This is a genomic window from Poseidonocella sedimentorum, assembly GCF_900116005.1.
Lineage (GTDB): Bacteria > Pseudomonadota > Alphaproteobacteria > Rhodobacterales > Rhodobacteraceae > Poseidonocella > Poseidonocella sedimentorum.
The window spans coordinates 255,132-274,838 of sequence record NZ_FOYI01000002.1; the positions used below are offsets into that span (position 1 = coordinate 255,132).

Annotated in this window: 18 protein-coding genes; 5 read left to right on the forward strand and 13 right to left on the reverse strand. The window is 64.3% G+C overall.

All coding sequences use genetic code 11. The annotated features are described in order from the left end of the window. Positions 1 to 6 precede the first annotated feature (6 nt). The 10 genes from BM353_RS04210 to BM353_RS04255 form a co-directional block, all read right to left on the reverse strand. Positions 7 to 1,695 carry a calcium-binding protein gene (locus tag BM353_RS04210; protein ID WP_143104093.1) on the reverse strand — a complete coding sequence of 563 codons (1,689 nt, stop codon included), beginning with the start codon at positions 1,693 to 1,695 and terminating at the stop codon, positions 7 to 9. A 324-nt stretch (positions 1,696 to 2,019) separates the two neighbouring features. After that, entirely contained in the window at positions 2,020 to 3,009 is a 990-nt protein-coding gene (locus BM353_RS04215; protein WP_092076949.1) for an aldose epimerase family protein, read from the reverse strand. Further along, the gene (locus BM353_RS04220) at positions 3,006 to 4,910 is read right to left on the reverse strand and encodes a beta-galactosidase (protein WP_092076951.1); all 1,905 of its coding nucleotides are present in this window, start codon (positions 4,908 to 4,910) and stop codon (positions 3,006 to 3,008) included. The genes BM353_RS04215 and BM353_RS04220 overlap by 4 nt, the downstream gene beginning before the upstream one ends. 13 nt (positions 4,911 to 4,923) lie before the next feature. Then, complete coding sequence (locus tag BM353_RS04225) at positions 4,924 to 5,781, reverse strand: SMP-30/gluconolactonase/LRE family protein (RefSeq protein ID WP_092076953.1); 858 nt, start codon at positions 5,779 to 5,781, stop codon at positions 4,924 to 4,926. Then, the gene (locus BM353_RS04230) at positions 5,778 to 6,380 is read right to left on the reverse strand and encodes a 2-dehydro-3-deoxy-6-phosphogalactonate aldolase (protein ID WP_092076955.1); all 603 of its coding nucleotides are present in this window, start codon (positions 6,378 to 6,380) and stop codon (positions 5,778 to 5,780) included. The genes BM353_RS04225 and BM353_RS04230 overlap by 4 nt, the downstream gene beginning before the upstream one ends. Beyond that, on the reverse strand, positions 6,377 to 7,300 hold the full coding sequence (locus BM353_RS04235; protein WP_281248105.1) for a 2-dehydro-3-deoxygalactonokinase: 924 nt from the start codon (positions 7,298 to 7,300) through the stop codon (positions 6,377 to 6,379). The genes BM353_RS04230 and BM353_RS04235 overlap by 4 nt, the downstream gene beginning before the upstream one ends. Beyond that, positions 7,297 to 9,375, reverse strand: coding sequence for an alpha-galactosidase (locus tag BM353_RS04240; protein WP_092076957.1), 2,079 nt, complete (start codon positions 9,373 to 9,375; stop codon positions 7,297 to 7,299). Before BM353_RS04240 ends, BM353_RS04235 begins: the two co-directional genes overlap by 4 nt. Next, positions 9,372 to 10,220, reverse strand: coding sequence for a carbohydrate ABC transporter permease (locus tag BM353_RS04245; RefSeq protein WP_092076959.1), 849 nt, complete (start codon positions 10,218 to 10,220; stop codon positions 9,372 to 9,374). The genes BM353_RS04240 and BM353_RS04245 overlap by 4 nt, the downstream gene beginning before the upstream one ends. Before the next feature lies 1 nt (position 10,221). Beyond that, positions 10,222 to 11,208, reverse strand: coding sequence for a carbohydrate ABC transporter permease (locus BM353_RS04250; protein WP_092076961.1), 987 nt, complete (start codon positions 11,206 to 11,208; stop codon positions 10,222 to 10,224). Between the two features lie 57 nt (positions 11,209 to 11,265). Beyond that, the gene (locus BM353_RS04255; protein ID WP_092076963.1) at positions 11,266 to 12,498 is read right to left on the reverse strand and encodes an ABC transporter substrate-binding protein; all 1,233 of its coding nucleotides are present in this window, start codon (positions 12,496 to 12,498) and stop codon (positions 11,266 to 11,268) included. Positions 12,499 to 12,656: 158 nt separating this feature from the next. Between BM353_RS04255 and BM353_RS04260 the strand changes: the two genes are divergently transcribed. Both BM353_RS04260 and BM353_RS04265 read left to right on the forward strand, forming a co-directional pair. Next, positions 12,657 to 13,466, forward strand: coding sequence for an IclR family transcriptional regulator (locus tag BM353_RS04260; protein ID WP_092076965.1), 810 nt, complete (start codon positions 12,657 to 12,659; stop codon positions 13,464 to 13,466). Beyond that, the gene (locus BM353_RS04265) at positions 13,466 to 14,527 is read left to right on the forward strand and encodes an ABC transporter ATP-binding protein (protein WP_092076967.1); all 1,062 of its coding nucleotides are present in this window, start codon (positions 13,466 to 13,468) and stop codon (positions 14,525 to 14,527) included. Before BM353_RS04260 ends, BM353_RS04265 begins: the two co-directional genes overlap by 1 nt. Positions 14,528 to 14,593: 66 nt before the next feature. Here BM353_RS04265 and BM353_RS04270 read toward each other — a convergent pair whose 3' ends face one another. Both BM353_RS04270 and hrcA read right to left on the reverse strand, forming a co-directional pair. After that, the gene (locus tag BM353_RS04270) at positions 14,594 to 15,154 is read right to left on the reverse strand and encodes a nucleotide exchange factor GrpE (RefSeq protein WP_092076970.1); all 561 of its coding nucleotides are present in this window, start codon (positions 15,152 to 15,154) and stop codon (positions 14,594 to 14,596) included. A gap of 9 nt (positions 15,155 to 15,163) precedes the next feature. Then, positions 15,164 to 16,228, reverse strand: coding sequence for a heat-inducible transcriptional repressor HrcA (hrcA, locus tag BM353_RS04275; RefSeq protein WP_092076972.1), 1,065 nt, complete (start codon positions 16,226 to 16,228; stop codon positions 15,164 to 15,166). Positions 16,229 to 16,339: 111 nt separating this feature from the next. Between hrcA and rph the strand changes: the two genes are divergently transcribed. The 3 genes from rph to hemW are packed head-to-tail and all read left to right on the forward strand — an operon-like array spanning position 16,340 to position 18,801. Then, on the forward strand, positions 16,340 to 17,056 hold the full coding sequence (gene rph / locus BM353_RS04280) for a ribonuclease PH (protein ID WP_092076974.1): 717 nt from the start codon (positions 16,340 to 16,342) through the stop codon (positions 17,054 to 17,056). Continuing rightward, positions 17,049 to 17,657 carry an RdgB/HAM1 family non-canonical purine NTP pyrophosphatase gene (rdgB, locus tag BM353_RS04285; protein ID WP_092076976.1) on the forward strand — a complete coding sequence of 203 codons (609 nt, stop codon included), beginning with the start codon at positions 17,049 to 17,051 and terminating at the stop codon, positions 17,655 to 17,657. The genes rph and rdgB overlap by 8 nt, the downstream gene beginning before the upstream one ends. After that, on the forward strand, positions 17,650 to 18,801 hold the full coding sequence (gene hemW / locus BM353_RS04290) for a radical SAM family heme chaperone HemW (protein ID WP_092076978.1): 1,152 nt from the start codon (positions 17,650 to 17,652) through the stop codon (positions 18,799 to 18,801). Before rdgB ends, hemW begins: the two co-directional genes overlap by 8 nt. Here hemW and BM353_RS04295 read toward each other — a convergent pair whose 3' ends face one another. Continuing rightward, complete coding sequence (locus BM353_RS04295; protein ID WP_092076980.1) at positions 18,802 to 19,701, reverse strand: ParB/RepB/Spo0J family partition protein; 900 nt, start codon at positions 19,699 to 19,701, stop codon at positions 18,802 to 18,804. Between the last annotated feature and the right edge of the window lie 6 nt (positions 19,702 to 19,707).

The following is a 19,707-nucleotide window of genomic DNA, read 5'->3' on the forward strand; positions in this document are numbered from 1 at the left end:
CAGGGCTCAGCCTGCGAGAGGATCGTCGAAGGAGACGGTCTCGATCGATTGCGCGGAAGAGCCGCCGTCGCGGCCGGTCAGTGCCTCGTATTGCGCGGCGATCCGGGCGATATCATCGACCAAACTGTCATAGCCGAAGCGGGACGCGTGCGAGGTCAAGGTGGTTGATTGCGCGGTGACGAGCAGGGCCGCGAGTTCCGAGGCAACCGCGCGATCGTCTGCGGGCGCGCCGCCGCCGGTATCCGGCTCTTCTTCGGGGATGTGAACCCACCAGTTGCGAAAGAAATCGTCGGAGATGCTGTCGCGGACGTCCTCTGCGTCAAGCGCGCCGCCGCCTTCGCTGAAGAGAACAAGTACTTCGTCGCCAAATTCGATCCGCGCTCCGTCTGAGGTGCTTGTGACGGTTGCGTCCTCCGCCGCGTACATGCGTTGCCAGGCCGACAGGTCAAGCCGGTCTTCGCTCGGATTGTAGCCGTCGATGACATCGGTCTCACCATCCTGAGTGAAGACGAACACGTCCGCTCCGGCCCCGCCGACCAGCGTGTCGGATCCCGCGCCATCCACGAGCGCGTCATCCGACCCCGTGCCGGACAGTGTGCCGCCCAGATCATCCGCGAAGAGCGCGTCACCTTGCGGTATTTCGAAGCTCGCGAAACCGATCGCGTCGCCCGCCATCGTGCCGAGGCCGATGCGCAACGTCGTCCCGATTTGCGCCATATCGATGGAGGTCGCGCCGTCCACCGCGTCCATTTCCGAGAATGCCAGGCTGCCATGCTTGATCAGTGTTCCGTTTGCGAGGATCTCGAAGAGCCCCACGCCCTGGACGCCCGCGGTCGCCACGAAGCGACGATCCCCCACCGCTTCCGTCGCGATCAGGCCGAGCCCGAAGGCGCTGCCGGATTTGACCGAAATGTGATCGCGCGCGGCGATGGTACCGTCGGAGGTAATCTCAAGCACGCTGAGCGTCGTTGACGCGCTTTGGCTGCCCTCGCTGGCGAGCAACACATAGCTGCGATCGCCGAACTGGACACTCTCAAGATCGGTTGGCGTGGCAAATCCGAGCCCGTCTTCGGCGCTGAAACTGTCCACGTGGCTGAGGCTGTTGCTCTCTACCGAGAAGCTCGAAACCCCGTCTTCCGCGCGGCTCGAGGCGATAACATATTGCGCGCCCGAGACCTCGACGAAGGCAACTTCGTCGATCTCTTCGAGCAAGCTGGTCTCGTCATCCTGAAAAGAGGCGAGCGCGTTGAGGTAGCCGCCGGTGATGCTGTGCAGGGTGATCCCGTCGCGGTCGAGGTTGATGGACAGCAAGCTGTCATCTCCGATCCGGATCGCCTCGAACGCCGAGAACCCGCCTCCGCTCGCGTCCAGTTCGGACAGGCTGGGGAGGCCACCCGACGGGAGCGCGACCGAATAGACCGTATCCGCCGAAAGCCCGGCAAGAAGCAGATCGCCCCCGTCGCCATCGGACGACAGGGTCGCCGAAATCGCCCCGGTCCCGGGCAGCGCAACGCTCTGGATCGCGCCCGAGAGATCCGACGTGCGAATCTGGATGCTGAGCAGCAGATCGTTGTAGCCCGAAAGGGCGAGAAGAAACGGCCTGCCGTTGACGCTGGTGAATTCCAGATCCCACTGCGACGCCTCAATCGTCTCACTGACGAGCGACAGGGTTCCAAGGAAATTCAGGTTCGACACGAGACAGACCTCCGATGAGGAGATCAATCTGATGCGGAAATGCGGCCGAACTTGGCCCGAAATGTGGCGAAATTGTGGCGTAAACCGAGACTTTTAGGCGATTGTTTCGCATTTAGAAACAGTCGCCGGGGCGTGCCCGGGTCAGCAAAGAGCGACTATTGCCGCGAAAACAGAGACATGAGGTGTAAACGGCGCCGCTCTGTTCTTGCTCTACAGGAGATTAACATGATCCGCGCCCCCGAAGATATCCAAATTGCTTCCAAACCCTCAAGAGAATCGTGAAAATTCGAAGTATCTCCGATCTCGATCCATTTCGCCCAGCGCTCAAGCCGCCGTGGTGATGCCATAGACCGTCTCCTGCCGGTAGCTTTCGCCGGGGTGAAGCAGGATGGACGGGAAGGCCGGTTGGTTGGGCGCGTCGGGCCAGAATTGCGGCTCCAGCGCGATCCCCGCGTGGGGGCGCATCGCGCGGCCATCAGCGAGAGCCGCGTCCGATCGCGGCAGGGAGAAGCCGTTGAAAACCTGCAGGCCCGGCTCGGTGGTGGCGATGGTGAGCGAGAGGCCGTTCGGGCCGATCAGCCTTGCGACATCGCGCAGCACGGTTCGGGCATCGGAAAGACAGAAGTTGTGATCGAGCCGCGCGGAATCGGTCAGGCGGCGGGCGCTGCGGTAGTCGAACGCCGTCCCGTCAACGGCGCGCGGTGCGTCCAGCGGGATGAGGCCCTCGTCGGTCTCCAGCACATGATCCGCCGCGATCCAGAGCGTATGGTCCGAAATGGTCGGCGCGTCTGCGAGGGCCCAGTAGGGATGATGGGCGAGGTTGGCCGCGGTGGGCGCGTCTGTCTCGGCGCTCAGGGTGAGGTGGAGCGCATCGTCGGCGAGTTGGTAAAGCGCTTCGAACCTGCGATGCCCCGGGAGCCCGTCACTCAGATGCGCGCGGGTGATCGCGAGCCGCGCGTGCTCGGGGCCGTGATCGACCACCTCCCAAATATCGTGGTGAAGCCCGATCGCGCCGCAATGGACCACATGGCCGGAGGGCTCATTGGCGGGCAATGTGTAAACACCATCCGGCATGGGGAGGCGCGCGTTGCGCAGGCGGTTGGCCACGGGCCCGACCACCGCGCCCGCATATTGCAGCGGGCCGGTCATCCCAGAGGGCGCTTGCGGCGCGAGGGTGAGGTTGTGATCGAAGGGAGCGAGGTGCAAACGCGCAAGCGCGGCACCGAGCGTCCAGATCCGAGCGGTGAGCGCGCCGCGGCTCAGAGTGATTTCATGAACATCCTCCCCGCGCGGCGAGGGTCCGACGGGCGTCATTTGCGCATCTCCCAGTGGACACCGGCAGGCGGGATCTGGGTCCCGTCCCACGTCAGCGGCACGGCGCTGTAGTTGAAAACGAAGCGATGCGTGGCGGTGTCGCGCAGCCGCAGACCCTCAGGCAGCGCGAGCGTCGGGACATCCCTCTCCGCGCACCAGGCCCGTAGCATCCGGCCCAGAGCCGGCGCATCGGGCCAGCCGCAGAGATAGGCGAGACCGTCCTTGCGCAGTACGGCCGGATCGCCGGCAACAGTCCGCTCCGCGACGGTCTCCGTGGCGGCAACCCGCTCAACCCAGTGGCAAAAGGCACCGCCGCCTTGCAGCGGGATAACTTCGCTCGGCGGGACGCTCTCGACAAGCAGCAACGCGCCGCCGAGCTCGGAGATCGGGCACGGCTCAGGCAGGATCGTGGCCATTTCGTCGGTCTTGTGCCCGGCGCGGGGGCCGAGGACGACCAGTCCGTTCTGCGCCTGAAGCGCCTCGACGAAGGGCGCGCCCACCTCCATCAGGCCCGGCGCGAGGACGAGGTCGTATCCGGCAATGTCCGGCGCGCGCGCGGGAAGGATGTCGATCGTCAAGCCGCAAGACCGCAGCGCCTTGTAAAACGCGAAAACCAGGCGGAAATAGTCGAAATCCGCGCCTTGGGGCTGCGTCTCCCAGGCCCAGGCGGAGGGGTAATCGAAGATCAGCGCCACCCGGGCGCGCGCAGGCTCAACGTCGCCAAGCTCTGCGATTTCCTCCGCGACCTGGCGCAGTTCGGCCGAGGCTTCCGCCTCGGTCCGGTTGGGCCGCAGGAGGCCGGCGTGCATCTGTTCCTGGGCGAACGGCGCTTGGCGCCAGCGGAAATAGCTCACGGTTTCGGCCCCATGCGCGAACGCTTCCCACGTCCAGAGCCGGACCATCCCGGGCAGCGGCGCGGGGTTGTATGGCGCCCAGTTCACCGGGCCGGGCTGCTGCTCCATGACCCACCACCGGCCCTTGCCGACGCGGCGATAGATGTCATGGTGAAATGCCTGCATGTCCGGATCGCCCTGCCGCAGGAACGCCTGTTTATGCGCGTCACTTGCCTCGAGCCGATCCGACAAGAAACCGATTGGATAGCTGTCCCAACTGGCGATATCGAGGTCTTCGCCAACCTCGTAGTGATCAAACTCGGTGATCCGGCCCATGTAGTTGTGGATGAGCGGCGCGTCCGTATGCGCGCGCAGGATCTCGGCCTGCATCCGGTTGTATTGGATGACCTGATCGGAGGAAAAGCGACGGAAGGCCATAACGTGAGCCGGGTTTGGTTCGGTCACGGTCAGGTTGGGCAGGTCAATCTCGTCAAAGCTCCGGTAATCCATCGACCAGAAGACATTGGCCCAGGCGGCATTGAGCGCCTCGATGCTGTCATAGCGGGCGGCGAGCCAGATCCGAAAGGCGCGGCGGGCCGGATCGGAGTAGGACAGCACGGTGTCATGACAGCCGTATTCGTTGTCGGTCTGCCATGCGGCGACATGCGGGTTTGCGCCGTAGCGGCGAGCCAGGATCGCGACGATCCGGGCGCTTTCGTCGCGATAACCCGCGTGGCTGAAGCAGTAGTGCCGGCGGGAGCCGAACTTGCGCGGCTGCCCGTTGGCATCGACGGCGAGCATATCGGGATGCTTGTCGATCATCCAGCGCGGGGGCGTGGCAGTCGGCGTGCCGAGGATCACCTTGAGCCCGGCCGCGCCGAGCGTCTCGGTCGCGCGATCAAGCCAGTCAAGCCGCAGATCGCCCGGCTCCGGCTCCATCCTCGACCACGCGAATTCCCCGATCCGGACCCAGCTCAACCCCAGCCGGACCATATGCGCCGCGTCCTCGGCCCATGTCTCTTCCGGCCAGTGCTCGGGATAATAGCAAACGCCCAAACTCGGTGTCATGGCGGCCCCCTTTTTAAAGAATGACGCGCGGCTCGGGCAGGCCGACGGCGCCCGGGTCAAGCTCGAAAACCGCGCCGGAGAGCGGCGCTGCGGCGAGCGCGTCATCGGTCATGTCCTGCCGCGCGGTGGTCACGAAAAGCCTGTTGAAGGCCTCGCCGCCGAAGGCCGGGCAGGAAACCTGCGGCGCATCGACCGCCACGCGGCGCAAGAGCGCCCCGTCGGGCGCGTAGCACGCAACCTCGCCGCTGCCCCATTCCGCGCACCACAGATTGCCCGCCGCATCGACCACCGCACCGTCCGGGTTGCGCCCCTCGGCGCCGGGCCGGCCAAAGACGGCCCGATCGCCAACGGGCCAGCCATCACCGTCGAGCGCTTGCGTCTGGATGATCCCAGTGGGCGTGTCGGTGAAATAGGCGCGCGCGCCGTCGGGCGAAAAGCAGATCGCGTTGGAGATGGTGATGTTGTCGTAAAGCTTGCGCACCTCGCCGCGAAACCACCGATAGATCGCCCCCGCGCCCGGCTCCGCCGACTTGCCCATCGTGCCGATCCAGAAGCCGCCGCTGCGATCCGCGCGCCCATCGTTGGAACGGGTCTGCGCCGTGCCGGCCTCCAGCGGGCAAAGCAGGCGCGATGCGCCGGTCTCGATGTCAAAGACCATCAGCTTCGTTTCCGACGCGATCAGTAGCTCAGCCTCGGAGACCCAGCCGGCGGCGGAGACGTGTTCATCAAACTGCCACTGCCGCGCGGCGGCACCCTTCCGGGCATGAAGCCTCTTGCCGAGAATGTCGAACCAGAACAGCTCGCCGCGCTCCGGATGCCACAGAGGGCCCTCGCCAAGAGCGCAAGGGGTCGGATCGAAAACGGCGCTCATGGCAGGGCGTCGTAAGCGTGGACCACCGTCCGGGCCGCCTCGGCGACCTCCGCCACCGACATCCCGGCCTTGTAGATCGCGCTGCCGATGCCGAAGCCCGCCGCGCCGGCGGCCTTCCACGCCGCGAAATTCTCTGCGCCCGCGCCACCGACCGCGTAGACCGGACAGTTCGGCGGGAGCACGGCACGCATCGCCGCGAGCCCCTCGGGGCCGATGAGGCTGCCCGGGAAGAGCTTGAGCCCCGTCGCACCGGCCTGCAGCGCCGCGAAACATTCCGTCGGGGTCATGACCCCGGGCCAGCTTTCGAGCCCGGCATCGCGCGTGGCGCGGATCACGGCAGGGTCGCAATTGGGCGAGACGATGATCTGGCCCCCTGCCTGCGCCACGTCGCGGACCTCGCCCGTGGTGAGCACGGTCCCGGCCCCGAATGTGCCGCGCCCGCCAAACGACTTGGCCAGCGCCTCGATCGATGCGAGCGGCTCGGGTGAATTGAGCGGGACTTCGATCGTGGTGATGCCAGCGTCCAGAAGGGCCTCGCCCACGGCGAGCACTTCGCCGGGCGCGACACCGCGCAGAATGGCGATGATGGGTCGGGTCATGTGGTGGCCTTTACCTGATCGAGATGGGCGGCAAGGCCACGCAAAACGGCCTCCTGCGCGCTTAAGATATTGGCGGAAACGCCCTGATTGGCAAGCGCCGCCGCGTAGTGGGCGGCCACCTTGCTCGCGCCAATCACGGCGACCTGCTGGCCGAGCCAGTAGGGGCGCGCGGCGGCCAGTTCCGCCCCGATGAGATAGCCCGAAAGCGCTGCCGTCGCGCTGGCGCCATCGCGCCCGTGCAAAAGCCCTGCGGCCCGGAGCCCGAAGAGCCGCGCGGCGAGTTTCTCAGGGCGGCTGATCGCATCCGCGACCGCCTCCTCGAACGCCTCCGTGTCCCAGCTGTCGGTCGTCACGGAGTGGCGCAGCACCGTATGGCCCGCGATGGCGGCGAAGAGATCACCGGTCATGAAGGTCTGGAAACTGACGATTTCGCCCGCGCTCAGGTGGGCCCATTTGGTATGCGTGCCGGGCAGGCAGACCACCCCGTCCCAGCCTTCATTTGCCGCGAGGAACCCCGCGATCTGGGTCTCTTCGCCGCGCATGACGTCGGGGGGCTCCGGCTGCATCACGCCGGGGATGACATGGACGCTGAGCCGGGAATCGCGGGTCTCGACCGTGACTGGCGCCCCGGCTTCCGCCCGACAGGGGACGGCGCGATAGGGCGCCTCCACCCATCCCTGGCGCGAGCCGACCATGCCGCAGGCGATCACCGGGAGTCGCACCCCATCCGAGAGCCAGCCGTCGATGAGCCGCACCAGCGCCGGCTCGAACCCGTCACGGGTCAGCGCGCCCATCCCGTCGGCAGAGCTTGCCTCGGCAAGGACCTCGCCCGCCGCATCCATCGCCCAGGCCCGCAGGTGGGTCGTGCCCCAATCGACGGCAATCCAGGAGATCGCCGAATTTCGCACAGATCCGCTCACAGTTTCTCCCCTTCAAGCACCCAGACCTGTTCCGGCAAAGCGAAGGGCAGTGCAAGCCCCTGCGTCATCAGGATCCGGCCGCTCAGGACGATATCCCCGGCCTCGAGCGCGGTTTTGCCACGGGACAGCGCGCTGATATCCTCGCGGTTGGCGAGCGAGATGCGATAGCGCCCCTCTGGCTCCAGCGCGGCAAGGCGCAGCGGGCGCGGCGCGGACTGAGCGCTGACCTCGGCCTGCGCTGCGAAGACCACGAAGCGCCCCCGGCTGCGGCAAAGTTGAAGCTCGGCGATCACGGCGGGATCATCGCTGTCGAGCCGGTGAATATCGGCGTTCATGCGCCAGTCGCGGTTGGCCTTCCACCACGCGGTCACGCGGGTCAGAACCTCGGCCTCTTCGGCCGTCAACTCGCGCGGGTCCATTTCGAAGCCCATGTGCCGCTGCGCCGCGATCCAGGCGCGGAAGGGCATTGAGAGCGTCCGGTGCGAGGAGTGGCAATGGCGCGGCCCGACGTGCGATCCGGTCACGGAGGCGGGCAGCAGGAGCGCCGCGCCGTGCTGGATCTTCAGCCGTTCCAACGCGTCGTTGCTGTCCGAGAGCCAGACCCGGCCCGTGCGGGCCAGAATACCGAAATCGATCCGCCCGCCGCCAGAGGCGCAGCTTTCGATCTCGGTCTCGGGGAACGCCGCGCGCAACCGGTCGAGCAGCGCATAACTCCCCTCGGCCTGAGCGGCATCGGCATAAGGTAGCAGCCTGTTGTGATCCCATTTGACGTAGTCGATCCGGTGCGCCGAGAGCACCGCCGCGATCATCCCGAAGAGCGCCTCGCGGACCTCGGTGCGCGCCATGTCGAGCACCATCTGCTGGCGCCCGAGGAGTTGGTCGGCCGGGCCGAGCGCCCAGTCGGGATGCGCGCGAAAGAGATCGCTGTCGGGGCTCACCATCTCGGGCTCGAACCAGATGCCGAAACTCATGCCGCGCGCGTGGACGTGGTCGATCAGGGGGCCGAGCCCGCCGGGGTATTTCCGCGCGTCGATCTGCCAGTCGCCGAGGCTCGTGGTGTCATCGTCGCGCGCGCCGAACCAGCCGTCATCGAGAACGAACCGCTCCGCGCCGAGGGCGGCGGCCCGGTCGGCGATGGCCTTGAGCGCATCGAGATCGTGGTCGAAATAGATCGCTTCCCAGCAATTGTAATGCACCGGCCGGGGCATGCGCTTTTGCAAGGTGAGCTCGTCGTGGACGTGGCGCTGGAAGGCGATGGCGCAGCCATTGAGCCCGGTCTCCGACGAGGCGGCGAAGACGGAGCCCGAGGCAAACCGCGTCGCGGGGGCGAGGTGGCTGCCCATGAGCTTGCCGAACTGGACTTGCCGCCGCCCGTCGGGGAGCTCCTCGGCGATCATCGTGTGCCCACCCGACCAGCCGAAATGCAGCGCGGCGGCACTGCCTTGGGTGTTGTTCGCGGCCCCGGAGGGCAGATAGAGCAGCGGCGGGTGCTCATGGCCCGATCGGCCCAACGGCGCGTGACGCAGGCGCGCGCCCATGGACCAGGGCACGCGGCAGGTCTGGAATTCGCCCACCCAGCGCCCGGAAAATTCGATGCTCTCGGCCACGTCCTGCGCGACGGGGAGCACGGGGGCCGCGAACCAGTCCACAGCGATCGGCGCATCACTTTCCAACTCGGCGGAAAGCTCAAAAAGATCGGAGGCGGGGTGCGACAGGATTTGGGCGGAATAGCGCAGCCCGAGCGCCGCATCTTCGGCCCGAACGGTCAAGGAGCCCCGCTCTTCGATGACGTCCCGAAGCGAGAAGCGCATGTGAAGACTGTGGCCGCGCGCATCTCTGGCCCGCAACCCGGCTTGCCCGGGAAAGGTCCGCGCCGCTTCGGGGCAGAGCGAGATCTCAACCGGCGCATCGAGGCAACCGCCGGTGAAATCGGCACCCCTCGCCGCTGCGATGGCTGCGAGGTCTTCATCCTGGCCCAAGCGCGGACCCCAGTAGAGCACATGCGGCAACGCACCGTTTTCGGAGCCGAGAACCAGCGTCTGCCGCGCCCCGTCCAATCGCCAGCAGGTGGTCATTTGACCGCCCCGAGCGTCAGGCCGGCGATGAAGTGGCGCTGCATGAGGAAGAACATCAGAACCGGCGGGACCGCGGCCAGAAGAGAGGCGGCGGAGACGAGGTGCCAGTTGTTGACGAACTGACCGTTGAGCGCGCGGACACCGGCGGTGATCGGCTTGGCGCTTTCGCCTTGGGTCAAGACGTTGGCCCAGAAGAAGTCGTTCCACACGAACGTGAAGATCAGCACGGCGAGCGCCGCGATCGCGGGCCGAACGAGCGGGAGGACCACGTACCAAAAGATGCGCCATTCGGCGACGCCCTCGATCCGCGCGCTCTCGATCAGATCGAACGGCAGGGCGCGGATGAAGTTGCGCATGAAGAGCGTGCAGAACCCGGTCTGGAAGGCGGCATGAAACAGGAACTGTCCCGCGATCGTGTCATAGAGCCCCGATTGGACGGACATGTCGCGCACCGGGACCATGAGGATCTGGAACGGGACGAAATTGCCCGCGACGAACAGAAAGAAGAGCGGCAGCGCCACGCGGAAGCGGTAGATCGCCAGAGCATAGCCCGCGAGGCAGGCGAGCGTCACCGAGATCACCACCGAGGGGATCGTGATCAGGAAGGAGTTCTTGAGATACAGCGCGGCCCGCGACTGGGTGAAGACGGCGGTGTAATTCTCCAGCATCCGGAATTCGCTCGGCCAGCCGAAGACATTGCCCGAGTTGATGTCCACCGCCGAGCGGATCGAGGTCAGGAAGATCGCGATGAGTGGCAAGAGCCAGATCACCAGCGCGATGGGGACGGCGATGCGGTAGCTGAGGCCGCCGAATGTGCCGGCGGCGCTGACGGGGCGGGGAAACATCTCAGCGCCCTCCCTTTTCGTCCTGATACATCCGCCAGAGGAAGTAGCTGATGTAGACGAGCATGATGAGGAAGAGCACGGTCGCGATGGCCGAGCCGTAGCCGTAGCGCTCACCGTATTCGGAGATGGCGGTTTCGTACATGTAATAGGCCAGCACGTTGGTGGAGCCGAAGGGCCCGCCCTGGGTCATGATTGCGATCATGTCGAAGGAGCGCAGCGCGCCGATCACGGTCACAACCACGGCGATGAATGTGGCGGGGCGCAGTTGCGGCAGCACCACGTACCACAGCATCCGCCAACCCTTGGCGCCGTCGAGCCGCCCGGCCTCGACCTGATCCGCGGCGACGTTGTTGAGGCCGGTGAGATAGAGGATCATGCAATATGCGATCTGGGGCCAGAGCCCGGCGGCGATGATGCCGTATGTCGCGAACTCGGGTGAGCTGAGAATATCGGGCGCGCTGCGGGTGCAACGGAAGGTCGCATTGCCGAGGATGTTGACCGTCTCCTCGCAGAAGAGCGCCTTCCATACGCTGCCCACCACGCCGAAATCGGGATTGTAGAACCAGCCGAAGATGAGGCCGACGACGACCTGACTGATGACGAAGGGAAAGAAGAAGAGGCTCTTGTAGAGCCGCATTCCGATGACGGTCTGGTTGAGAAAGAGCGCGATCAGGAGCCCGGCGGGCACCGCGAGCATGAAGAGCACGAGCCAGAGCACATTGTTCTTGAGCGAGATCCAGAACTTCGGATCGCCCCAGAGCTTGGCGTAGTTGTCAAACCCGACCCATGTGGCCGTGCTGGTCCCGTCCGGGCGATAGAGCCCGTTCCATTCGTAAAAGGAGAGCCAGATCGATTCGAAGATCGGCAGGACCACGTAGACCGCGAAGAAGCCAAGGGCGGGGATCAGGAAGATCCAGGGCGCGATCGCCAGCTTGTTGCGTTTCAGCCAACCGGCGTTTTCGGGATGCGTCTCATCCATGACCGACATCCTAGAACTCCCCGTGCAAAAGGGCGGGCCCCCGTCATGGGAGCCCGCCGGATCGGATCAGTATACCTCGGCCTGGACCTCATCGAGGCGCTGGAGCACCTCTTCGAGGCTGGAGGTATCGGTCATGAAGCGCTGGAAGCCTTCCATGCCCGCCTTGGCCATTTCGGCCGGTGCGTCGCGGTCATAGAACTGCGCGAGGCCCGCGGCAGTCGAGACCGTCGCGAAACCCTCCTGGATGAACTTGTCATCCCCGACTTCGGCCTTGGAGTTGATCGGCAGCTGGCCGATCGTCGCGTTCCACTTGGCCTGAACATCCGGCCGCGCAACGAAGGCGAGGAACTTGCGGGCGTCCTCCTTGTTCTTCGCGTTGGTCGGGATGAAGAAGGCATCCGCGGGCGCTTCCTCGGCGCGCGGCACATCGGGGTTGATCGACGGGAAGGCGAAGTAGTCGATCTGATCTTCGGTCAGACCGGCGTTCTTGAACCCGTCCACCGCGAAGTTGCCCATGACATACATCGCCGCATCGCCATTGGCGAAGGGGGCGATGGCGTCCTGCCAGCTCATGGAGGCGTGGTTGTCCACGAAGCCGCAATCGCCGATCAGCGTTTCGAAGTTGGCGAAGGTCTCGCGGATGCGATCATCGGTGTATTTGATCTTGCCGGCGGTGAGATCCATGTGGACGTCATAGCCGTTGGTCCGCAGGTTGATGTAGTCAAAGACGCCCGCCGCGGTCCAGAGGTACTTGGTCCCGATCGTGAAGGGGGTAACGCCGTTGTCCTTCATCTTGGCGCAGGCCGCGAGAAGCTCGTCCCATGTCTCGGGCTCTTCGAGCTCCAGCAGGTCGAAGATGTCTTTGCGGTAGTAGATGCCCCACTGGTAGTAGCTGTAGGGCACGCCCCAGATCTCTCCGTCGCGGCTCATGGTCGGCATGATGGCGGCGAGATCTTCGGTGAACCCTTCCTCTTCCCACAGATCGGTCACCGGCTCGAAGAGCCCGGCATCGACAAACGGCGCCATGCGGTTGCCCGGATACCAGCTCGTCACATCGGGCGCATCGGCCGTCAGGAAGTTGCGGATCGCGGTCTTGTGCGCCTCGCGGTCATTGTTGTTGACGATGACGTTGATGTCCGGGTTCTCGGCCTTGAACTGGGCGACGGCATCGTCGAACCCCTGTTTCGGCCCCGGGTTGAGATCGTCGAAGTTGATCACAAGATCCCCCGCGGCGGCCGCCCCGGCCAGACACGAGGAGATTGCAAGAGCTGCCACGGCAGCCTTGGATAGTTGAAGCATGTTGTCCTCCCTACGCTTCACTGCTGTTTCAAGGCGCGGATTGTTCCACTATTTGAAACTTAGTTTTGCATATTGAAATCATAGCCCCTGCTGGCCTATGGTTGTCAAGAGGGTATGGGCGCGCCACGACGTTGCGATCCATGCAAGGGAGGACAGCAATGGCACAATCGCCGCAGGGGGACGGGACCGTCGCGAAGGCGCTGGCCGTGCTCGACATGGTCTCCGAGTTCGGGCGGCCGGTGCGGTTCGGCGAGCTGCTCGAGCGCGCGAACTATCCCAAGGCGACGCTCTATCGCCTGGTCCAGACCCTGACCCGGCAGGGGATGCTCAGCCATGACGCCGAAACCCAGACCTACGCGCTCGGGATGCGGCTGGTGCGGATGGCGCATTCGGCCTGGCAACAGAGCTCGCTCGCGCCCATCGCGCGGCCCTTCATCGATGCGCTGAGCCGGGATCTCGGGGAGACGGTCCACCTCGCGCAGATCGACAACGCCCAGGTGCTCTACGTCGACAAGCGCAACGCAACGCGGCCGGTGGCGATGTTTTCCGACGCGGGCAAGGTTGGGCCGGCTTATTGCACCGGAGTGGGCAAGGCGATGCTCGCCTTCCTCGATGAGGCCGCGCGCGAACATGCGCTGGACCAGCAAAGCTACCACGCCTTCACCCCGCACACGCTCGCCAGCCGCGAGGCGCTGGAGGCCGAGCTTGAAAACATCCGCGAGCGCGGGTTTGCCTATGATCGTGAGGAGCATGAGCCGGGTATCATCTGCGTCGCCGTTCCGATCCTGACCCGCAATCGCCGCGTCCTCGGCTCGCTCTCGATCACCACAACCACATCGCGCGCCACGCTGGACGACCTTGCAACACGCGTGCCGCGGATCGTCGACGCCGCGCGCGATATCGCCCGGGCCGCCTCCGACTGGCGCTTCCCCGAAACCGCAGGACTGACAGAACTGGTAGCCGAATAATGTCCGGATTGAATATTTCGAACGTGATCAAGCGCTACGGCGCGACACAGGTCATTCACGGGGTCGACCTCGAAATCGAGGATGGCGAATTTTGCGTCTTTGTCGGGCCGTCGGGCTGCGGCAAGAGCACCCTGCTGCGCATGATCGCCGGCCTGGAAGAGACCACGGGCGGCACGATTCGCATCGGCGCGCGCGACGTGACCAAGCTCGATCCCGCCGAACGCGGTGTCGCCATGGTGTTCCAGACCTACGCGCTCTACCCGCATATGACGGTGGCTGAGAACATGGGGTTCGGGCTGAAGATGAACCGCCACCCCAAAGCCGAGATCGAAGAAAAGGTCGCCGAAGCCGCGCGGATCCTGCGGCTGGAAGACTATCTCGCCCGCAAACCCAAGGCGCTGTCCGGCGGCCAGCGCCAGCGCGTCGCCATCGGCCGGGCCATCGTGCGCGGGCCGGAGGTGTTTCTCTTCGATGAGCCGCTCTCCAACCTCGATGCGGAGCTGCGCGTCGAGATGCGTGTCGAGATCGCGCGGCTGCACAAGGAGATCGGCGCAACGATGGTCTACGTGACCCATGATCAGGTCGAGGCGATGACGCTGGCCGACAAGATCGTGGTTCTGCGCGCGGGCAAGATCGAACAGGTCGGCGCGCCGATGGATCTCTTCCGCGATCCGGACAACAAGTTCGTCGCCGGGTTCATCGGCTCACCTTCGATGAATTTCCTCGACGGGGAGGCGCGCGGCGGGGCGATCCTTTGCCCCGGCCTCGGGGATGATCAATTCGCGGCACCGGCTTCTCTGACCGGCGATCAGGCGGTCACGGTTGGGGTGCGCCCCTCCCATATCGCGATCGATCCGGCGGGGCAGAGCCACAGCGTCGATCTGACGGAATCGCTCGGCGGGACGTCCTACATCTATCTTCGCCACAAAGAGACCGGTGAGCGGATCATCGTTGAAGCCGGCGAAATGGCCCCCGCACCCGAAGGCGCGTCGGTCGGCCTGAAGATCGAAATGGACCGAATCATGCTATTTGATCGCGAGACCGAGCAGCGCATCCGCTGACGTGCGGCGAGCTTGGGCCCGATAGCCCAAGCCCGATTGGCCCCGACCGGAACAGCCCGGGCCCGATCAGCCCGGGTTCGACGAGACCCCGACGGCGGCGGGGCGCAGCAGTCGATCATGCAGCATGAAACCCTCGGCCGAGACCTGGATGATGTCGCCCGCCTTGGTATCGGGCAGCGGCGCTTCGAACATCGCCTCGTGCATCTGCGGGTCGAATTTCTCGCCCACTTTCGGGGAGATCACGGTGATGCCGTGTTTTTCGAAGATCGACTGCAGCTCGCGCAGGGTCAGCTCGACCCCTTCGATGAGCGCCTTGGCGCCTTCGCGCTGCTCGTCATTGGCAGCATCCAGCGCGCGCTTGAGGTTGTCATAGACCGGCAGCATGTCCCGCGCGAGACGCGAACCGCCGTATTGCTCCGCCTCGCGGCGTTGCTTGTCGGCCCGCTTGCGGGTGTTTTCCGCCTCGGCCAGAGCCCGGACAAACTTGTCCTTGTAATCGTCGCGCTCCGCGCGCAGCTCCTCAACTTCCAACGCCTCTTCGTCGATTTCTTCCATTTCAGCCGCGAGTTCTTCCGCCTCGGCGTCTGCGATCTCGTCGAGAAATTCGTTTGCGTTCGGCTCTGCCATTGTTCACCTCTAAGAGCGGTCGGAGATCAGCTTGCCGACCAACTGTGCCGTGTAATCCACAATCGGCACGATCCGTCCATAGTTCAGGCGCGTGGGCCCAATGACGCCAACCGCACCGACAATCTTACGATCCGCGTTCATATAGGGAGAAACCACCAGAGAGGAACCCGAAAGTGAGAAAAGTTTGTTCTCCGAACCGATAAAAATGCGCACGCCATCGCCTTCATCGGTGAGCTGAAGGAAGTCGGCGATATCGCGCTTGCGTTCGAGATCGTCAAAGAGCTCGCGAATACGGTCCAGCTCGGCGGCCTCGCCCTCGTTGCCCAGCAGATTCGCCCGCCCGCGCACGATCAGCCGCTCCGGCCCCTCCTCGCCCTCGGCCCAAAGCGCGGTTCCCTTCTCGACCATGACGCTCGCCAGCGTGTCCAACTCCCGCCGCCGGCGGTCGATCTCGCGCCGGATGACGGTCTGAAGCTCGGTGATCGTTCGGCCCTCGGCCAAAGCATTGAGGAAATTCGCCGCTTCGCGCATCGAACTCGGCGTTTGGCCCGTCGGCGGGGCAAAGATCCGGTTTTCCACATGACCATCGGCAAAGACCAGCACCGCAAGCGCGCGGTCATGGGCGAGGCTGACGAATTCGATATGCTTGATCGGCGCTTCTCGCTTCGGCGCCAACACCAGCGAAGCGCCGCGCGTCACGCCCGACAGCGCTGTACCGACCTCGTCAAGCAGGCCCGCCACATCCGAGCTCTTGCCCGAAACTGTTGCATCGATTCGCTCGCGGTCTTCGTTGTCGAGATTGCGGACCTCCAGCAGCCCGTCGACAAACATCCGCAATCCCTGTTGCGTCGGGATACGGCCCGCCGAAACATGCGGGCTGTCAAGCAGGCCGAGATATTCGAGATCCTGCATCACATTGCGGATCGTGGCGGCGCTGATCTTTTCGCTGAAATCGCGTGTGAGCGTCCGGCTACCCACTGGATCGCCGGTCGCAAGATAGCCTTCGACCACCCGGCGAAACACTTCGCGCGAGCGTTCATTCATTTCTTCGAGGATTCGCGCTTGTTCTGTCATCGGTCTTTGACCCCTTACATTCATTAAAGGTCGCCCGTCTCGAACGTCAATCTTGCTTGCGTTCCTGAGCATGGGAAGAGTATCCCCGCGCCAGACAAAATGGAGAGAGAGATGCGACCTTCCGGCAGACGTCTTGATGAAATGCGCGCGGTTTCGATCGAAACGAACGTGAGCAAACATGCCGAAGGGTCCTGCTTGATCCGGATGGGCGACACCCACGTGCTCTGCACCGCGACGCTCGAAGAGCGCGTACCGCCGTTCGTCAAGGGGACCGGGCTAGGCTGGGTCACTGCGGAATACGGGATGCTCCCGCGCTCCACGACCAGCCGGATGCGGCGCGAGGCCTCGGCCGGCAAGCAAGGCGGCCGGACGGTGGAGATCCAACGGCTGATCGGGCGCGCACTGCGCGCCGGCGTCGATCGGGTGGCCCTCGGCGAGCGACAGATCACCGTGGACTGCGACGTGATCCAGGCCGATGGCGGAACCCGCTGCGCCTCGATCACCGGCGGCTGGGTCGCGCTGCGGCTCGCGGTCAACAAGCTGATGAAGGCGGGCGACGTGCTGAGCGATCCCCTGCCCTCGCCGGTCGCCGCGGTGTCCTGCGGGATCTATGCCGGGCAAGCCGTTCTTGATCTGGATTACCCCGAAGACAGTCAGGCGGGCGTGGATGGCAATTTCATCATGCTCGGGACAGGCGATCTGATCGAGGTGCAAATGTCGGCAGAAGGCAAGACCTTCTCGCGCGATCAAATGGACGCTCTCATGGGGCTCGCGGACAAGGGCGTTGGCGAGCTCGTCGCGCTGCAAACCGAGGTCACCAGTGCGTAAGCTCACCGACACCACGCTCGTGCTTGCCAGCCACAACGCAGGCAAGCTGCGCGAGATATCGGCGCTGCTGGAGCCCTTTGGCAAAACGGTTAAATCAGCCGGTGACTTCGGCTTGGACGAGCCGGAAGAAACCGAAGACAGCTTCGCCGGCAACGCCCGGATCAAGGCGCACTATGCGGCGAAGAAGACCGGCCTCCCGGCGCTTTCGGATGACAGTGGTATAACCGTAGACGCCCTCGGCGGCGCGCCCGGCGTCTACACCGCGGATTGGGCGGAAACCGGTCAGGGCCGGGATTTCGTCATGGCGATGACGCGCGTCTGGAACGAGCTCGAAGCCGCCGGGGCCCCCACCCCGCGCAGCGCGGCGTTCCATTGCACCCTATGCCTCGCGTGGCCCGATGGCCATGACGAGCTGTTCGAAGGCATCGTGCGCGGGCAAGTGGTCTGGCCGATGCGCGGAGACCGGGGCTTCGGTTTCGACCCGGTATTCCTCCCCGATGGCGAGCGCGAAACCTTCGGCGAGATGGACCCGGAAATGAAGCACCGGATGTCTCACCGGGCCATGGCCTTCGGAAAATTTGTCGCGGGCAGTCTTGACTGAGGATTGGCGCAACGGCGGCTTCGGGCTCTACCTTCACTGGCCGTTTTGCGAAGCCAAGTGCCCCTATTGCGATTTCAACAGCCACGTGTCCCGCACGATTGACCAGACGCGCTGGCGCGACGCCTATCTATCTGAAATAGAACGAGTTTCCAGTGAAACAGATGGGCGTGTCCTCAATTCCGTGTTCTTCGGGGGCGGCACGCCGAGCCTGATGTCGCCCGATCTCGTCGGATCCATCCTTGAGAAAATCCGATCAAGCTGGCCGATCGCCAACGATCTCGAAGTCACGATGGAAGCGAACCCCAGTTCCGTGGAAGCGGGGCGGTTCGCCGGGTATCGGGATGCGGGGGTGAACCGCGTCTCCGTCGGGGTTCAGGCGCTGAACGACCGGGATCTCCGGCGTTTGGGCCGGCTCCATTCCACAGAGGAAGCGCGCCGGGCCATCGAGATCGCGCAGCAGACCTTTGACCGCATGTCCTTCGACCTTATCTATGCGCGCCAGGATCAGACCCTCGAGGATTGGTCCCGGGAGTTGACGGAGGCGCTCGGCATGGCTGCGGGGCATCTCTCGCTTTACCAATTGACGGTCGAGCCGGACACCGTTTTTGGCAAACGTCACGCGCTTGGGCATCTCAAAGGGCTGCCCGATGAAGATCTCTCCGCCGATTTGTATGAGCTCACGCAGGACATCACCGAGGCAGCGGGCTATCCGGCCTATGAGATCTCCAATCACGCAATGCCAGGCCACGGCTCGGCGCATAACCTGATCTATTGGCGTTACGGCGATTTCGCCGGCATCGGGCCGGGCGCGCATGGGCGGTTGACGCTGAACGGTCAGCGCGTCGCGACCTCAACGCAACTCCTCCCCGGCGCATGGTTAAGCGCGGTCGATGACGGGCTGGGCGAATTGCAACGGACTGTTCTGGGACATGACGATGCCGCTTCGGAATATGCGCTCATGTCGATGCGATTGACCGAAGGTATGTCGCTCAACCGTTTCCGGACACTCAGCGGTCGCGAATTGGACCCGGACGCGATTGATGAGCTACAAGAATTGGGCCTGATCTGGACGCGCGCGGAGCAGATCGGCGCAACACGGAGCGGCCGCGCCGTTCTGAACGCTATCCTGGCAAAGCTGCTCTAGTCACAGACCGCCAAGCAGTTGGCAAAGTTCATCCAATTGCTCCAAGGACTTATACTGAATCGTCACGCGGCCCCGCTCCGTCCCCGGATCATGCTCGACAACCACCGACATTTTGAGATTTGCAGTAAGATCCGCCTCCAGAGCGCGGGTATCGGCGTCCTTATCAGGCGCGATCAACTTGCGTTTCTTGATCCGCGCAGCTGGATTATCTGACCCGGACTTGGCCAGTTTTTCGGCCTGACGTACCGACAGGCCCTCATTGATGATCTTTTCTGCAAGTTCAACATCTTGCGGGTGGCCAACGAGCGTACGTGCGTGCCCGGCCGACAAGCGCCCTGCGGCCACATGGTCCTGAATCTGTTCCGGCAGGTTGAGCAACCGCAAAAGGTTCGCAATGTGGCTCCGGCTCTTGCTCAGAGCTTTCGAGATTTGCTCCTGAGTGTGGCCGAAACGATCCATGAGCTGGCGATAGCCAAGCGCCTCCTCGATCGCGTTAAGCTCTTCGCGCTGGATGTTCTCGATGATGGCGATCTCAAGCACATCCGAGTCAGACAATTCGCGAACAATGACTGGCAGCTCATGCAACTGCGCCAGCTGAGAGGCGCGCCAACGACGCTCACCCGCCACGATCTGGTAGTGATCGGCCTCATCAATTCGGCGCACGATGAGTGGCTGAATGACGCCCTTCTCACGAATTGAGTCGGCAAGCCCCTGCAATTCATCCTCGGAAAATCGCTTCCGCGGCTGATCCGGATTGGGTTGAATTTGTTCAATCGGCAGAAAACGCTCGGTCTTCGCGCTAACCCCTGCGCCCGTCGCATCGGAGGCGACATTCACATCTGCCATGAGCGCAGAGAGCCCGCGCCCCAATCCACGGCTTTTGGATTTCGGGTCCCTCATCGTGAA

Bases quoted from the DNA above. Each gene is read 5' to 3' on its own strand.
- BM353_RS04215 (WP_092076949.1), bottom strand. From the start codon at position 3,009: ATGACGCCCGTCGGACCCTCGCCGCGCGGGGAGGATGTTCATGAAATC.
- BM353_RS04220 (WP_092076951.1), bottom strand. From the start codon at position 4,910: ATGACACCGAGTTTGGGCGTTTGCTATTATCCCGAGCACTGGCCGGAA.
- BM353_RS04225 (WP_092076953.1), bottom strand. From the start codon at position 5,781: ATGAGCGCCGTTTTCGATCCGACCCCTTGCGCTCTTGGCGAGGGCCCT.
- BM353_RS04270 (WP_092076970.1), bottom strand. From the start codon at position 15,154: ATGGCAGAGCCGAACGCAAACGAATTTCTCGACGAGATCGCAGACGCC.
- BM353_RS04295 (WP_092076980.1), bottom strand. From the start codon at position 19,701: ATGAGGGACCCGAAATCCAAAAGCCGTGGATTGGGGCGCGGGCTCTCT.
- BM353_RS04255 (WP_092076963.1), bottom strand. From the start codon at position 12,498: ATGCTTCAACTATCCAAGGCTGCCGTGGCAGCTCTTGCAATCTCCTCG.
- BM353_RS04240 (WP_092076957.1), bottom strand. From the start codon at position 9,375: ATGACCACCTGCTGGCGATTGGACGGGGCGCGGCAGACGCTGGTTCTC.
- BM353_RS04260 (WP_092076965.1), top strand. From the start codon at position 12,657: ATGGCACAATCGCCGCAGGGGGACGGGACCGTCGCGAAGGCGCTGGCC.
- rph (WP_092076974.1), top strand. From the start codon at position 16,340: ATGCGACCTTCCGGCAGACGTCTTGATGAAATGCGCGCGGTTTCGATC.
- hrcA (WP_092076972.1), bottom strand. From the start codon at position 16,228: ATGACAGAACAAGCGCGAATCCTCGAAGAAATGAATGAACGCTCGCGC.
- BM353_RS04230 (WP_092076955.1), bottom strand. From the start codon at position 6,380: ATGACCCGACCCATCATCGCCATTCTGCGCGGTGTCGCGCCCGGCGAA.
- BM353_RS04265 (WP_092076967.1), top strand. From the start codon at position 13,466: ATGTCCGGATTGAATATTTCGAACGTGATCAAGCGCTACGGCGCGACA.
- BM353_RS04245 (WP_092076959.1), bottom strand. From the start codon at position 10,220: ATGTTTCCCCGCCCCGTCAGCGCCGCCGGCACATTCGGCGGCCTCAGC.
- BM353_RS04250 (WP_092076961.1), bottom strand. From the start codon at position 11,208: ATGTCGGTCATGGATGAGACGCATCCCGAAAACGCCGGTTGGCTGAAA.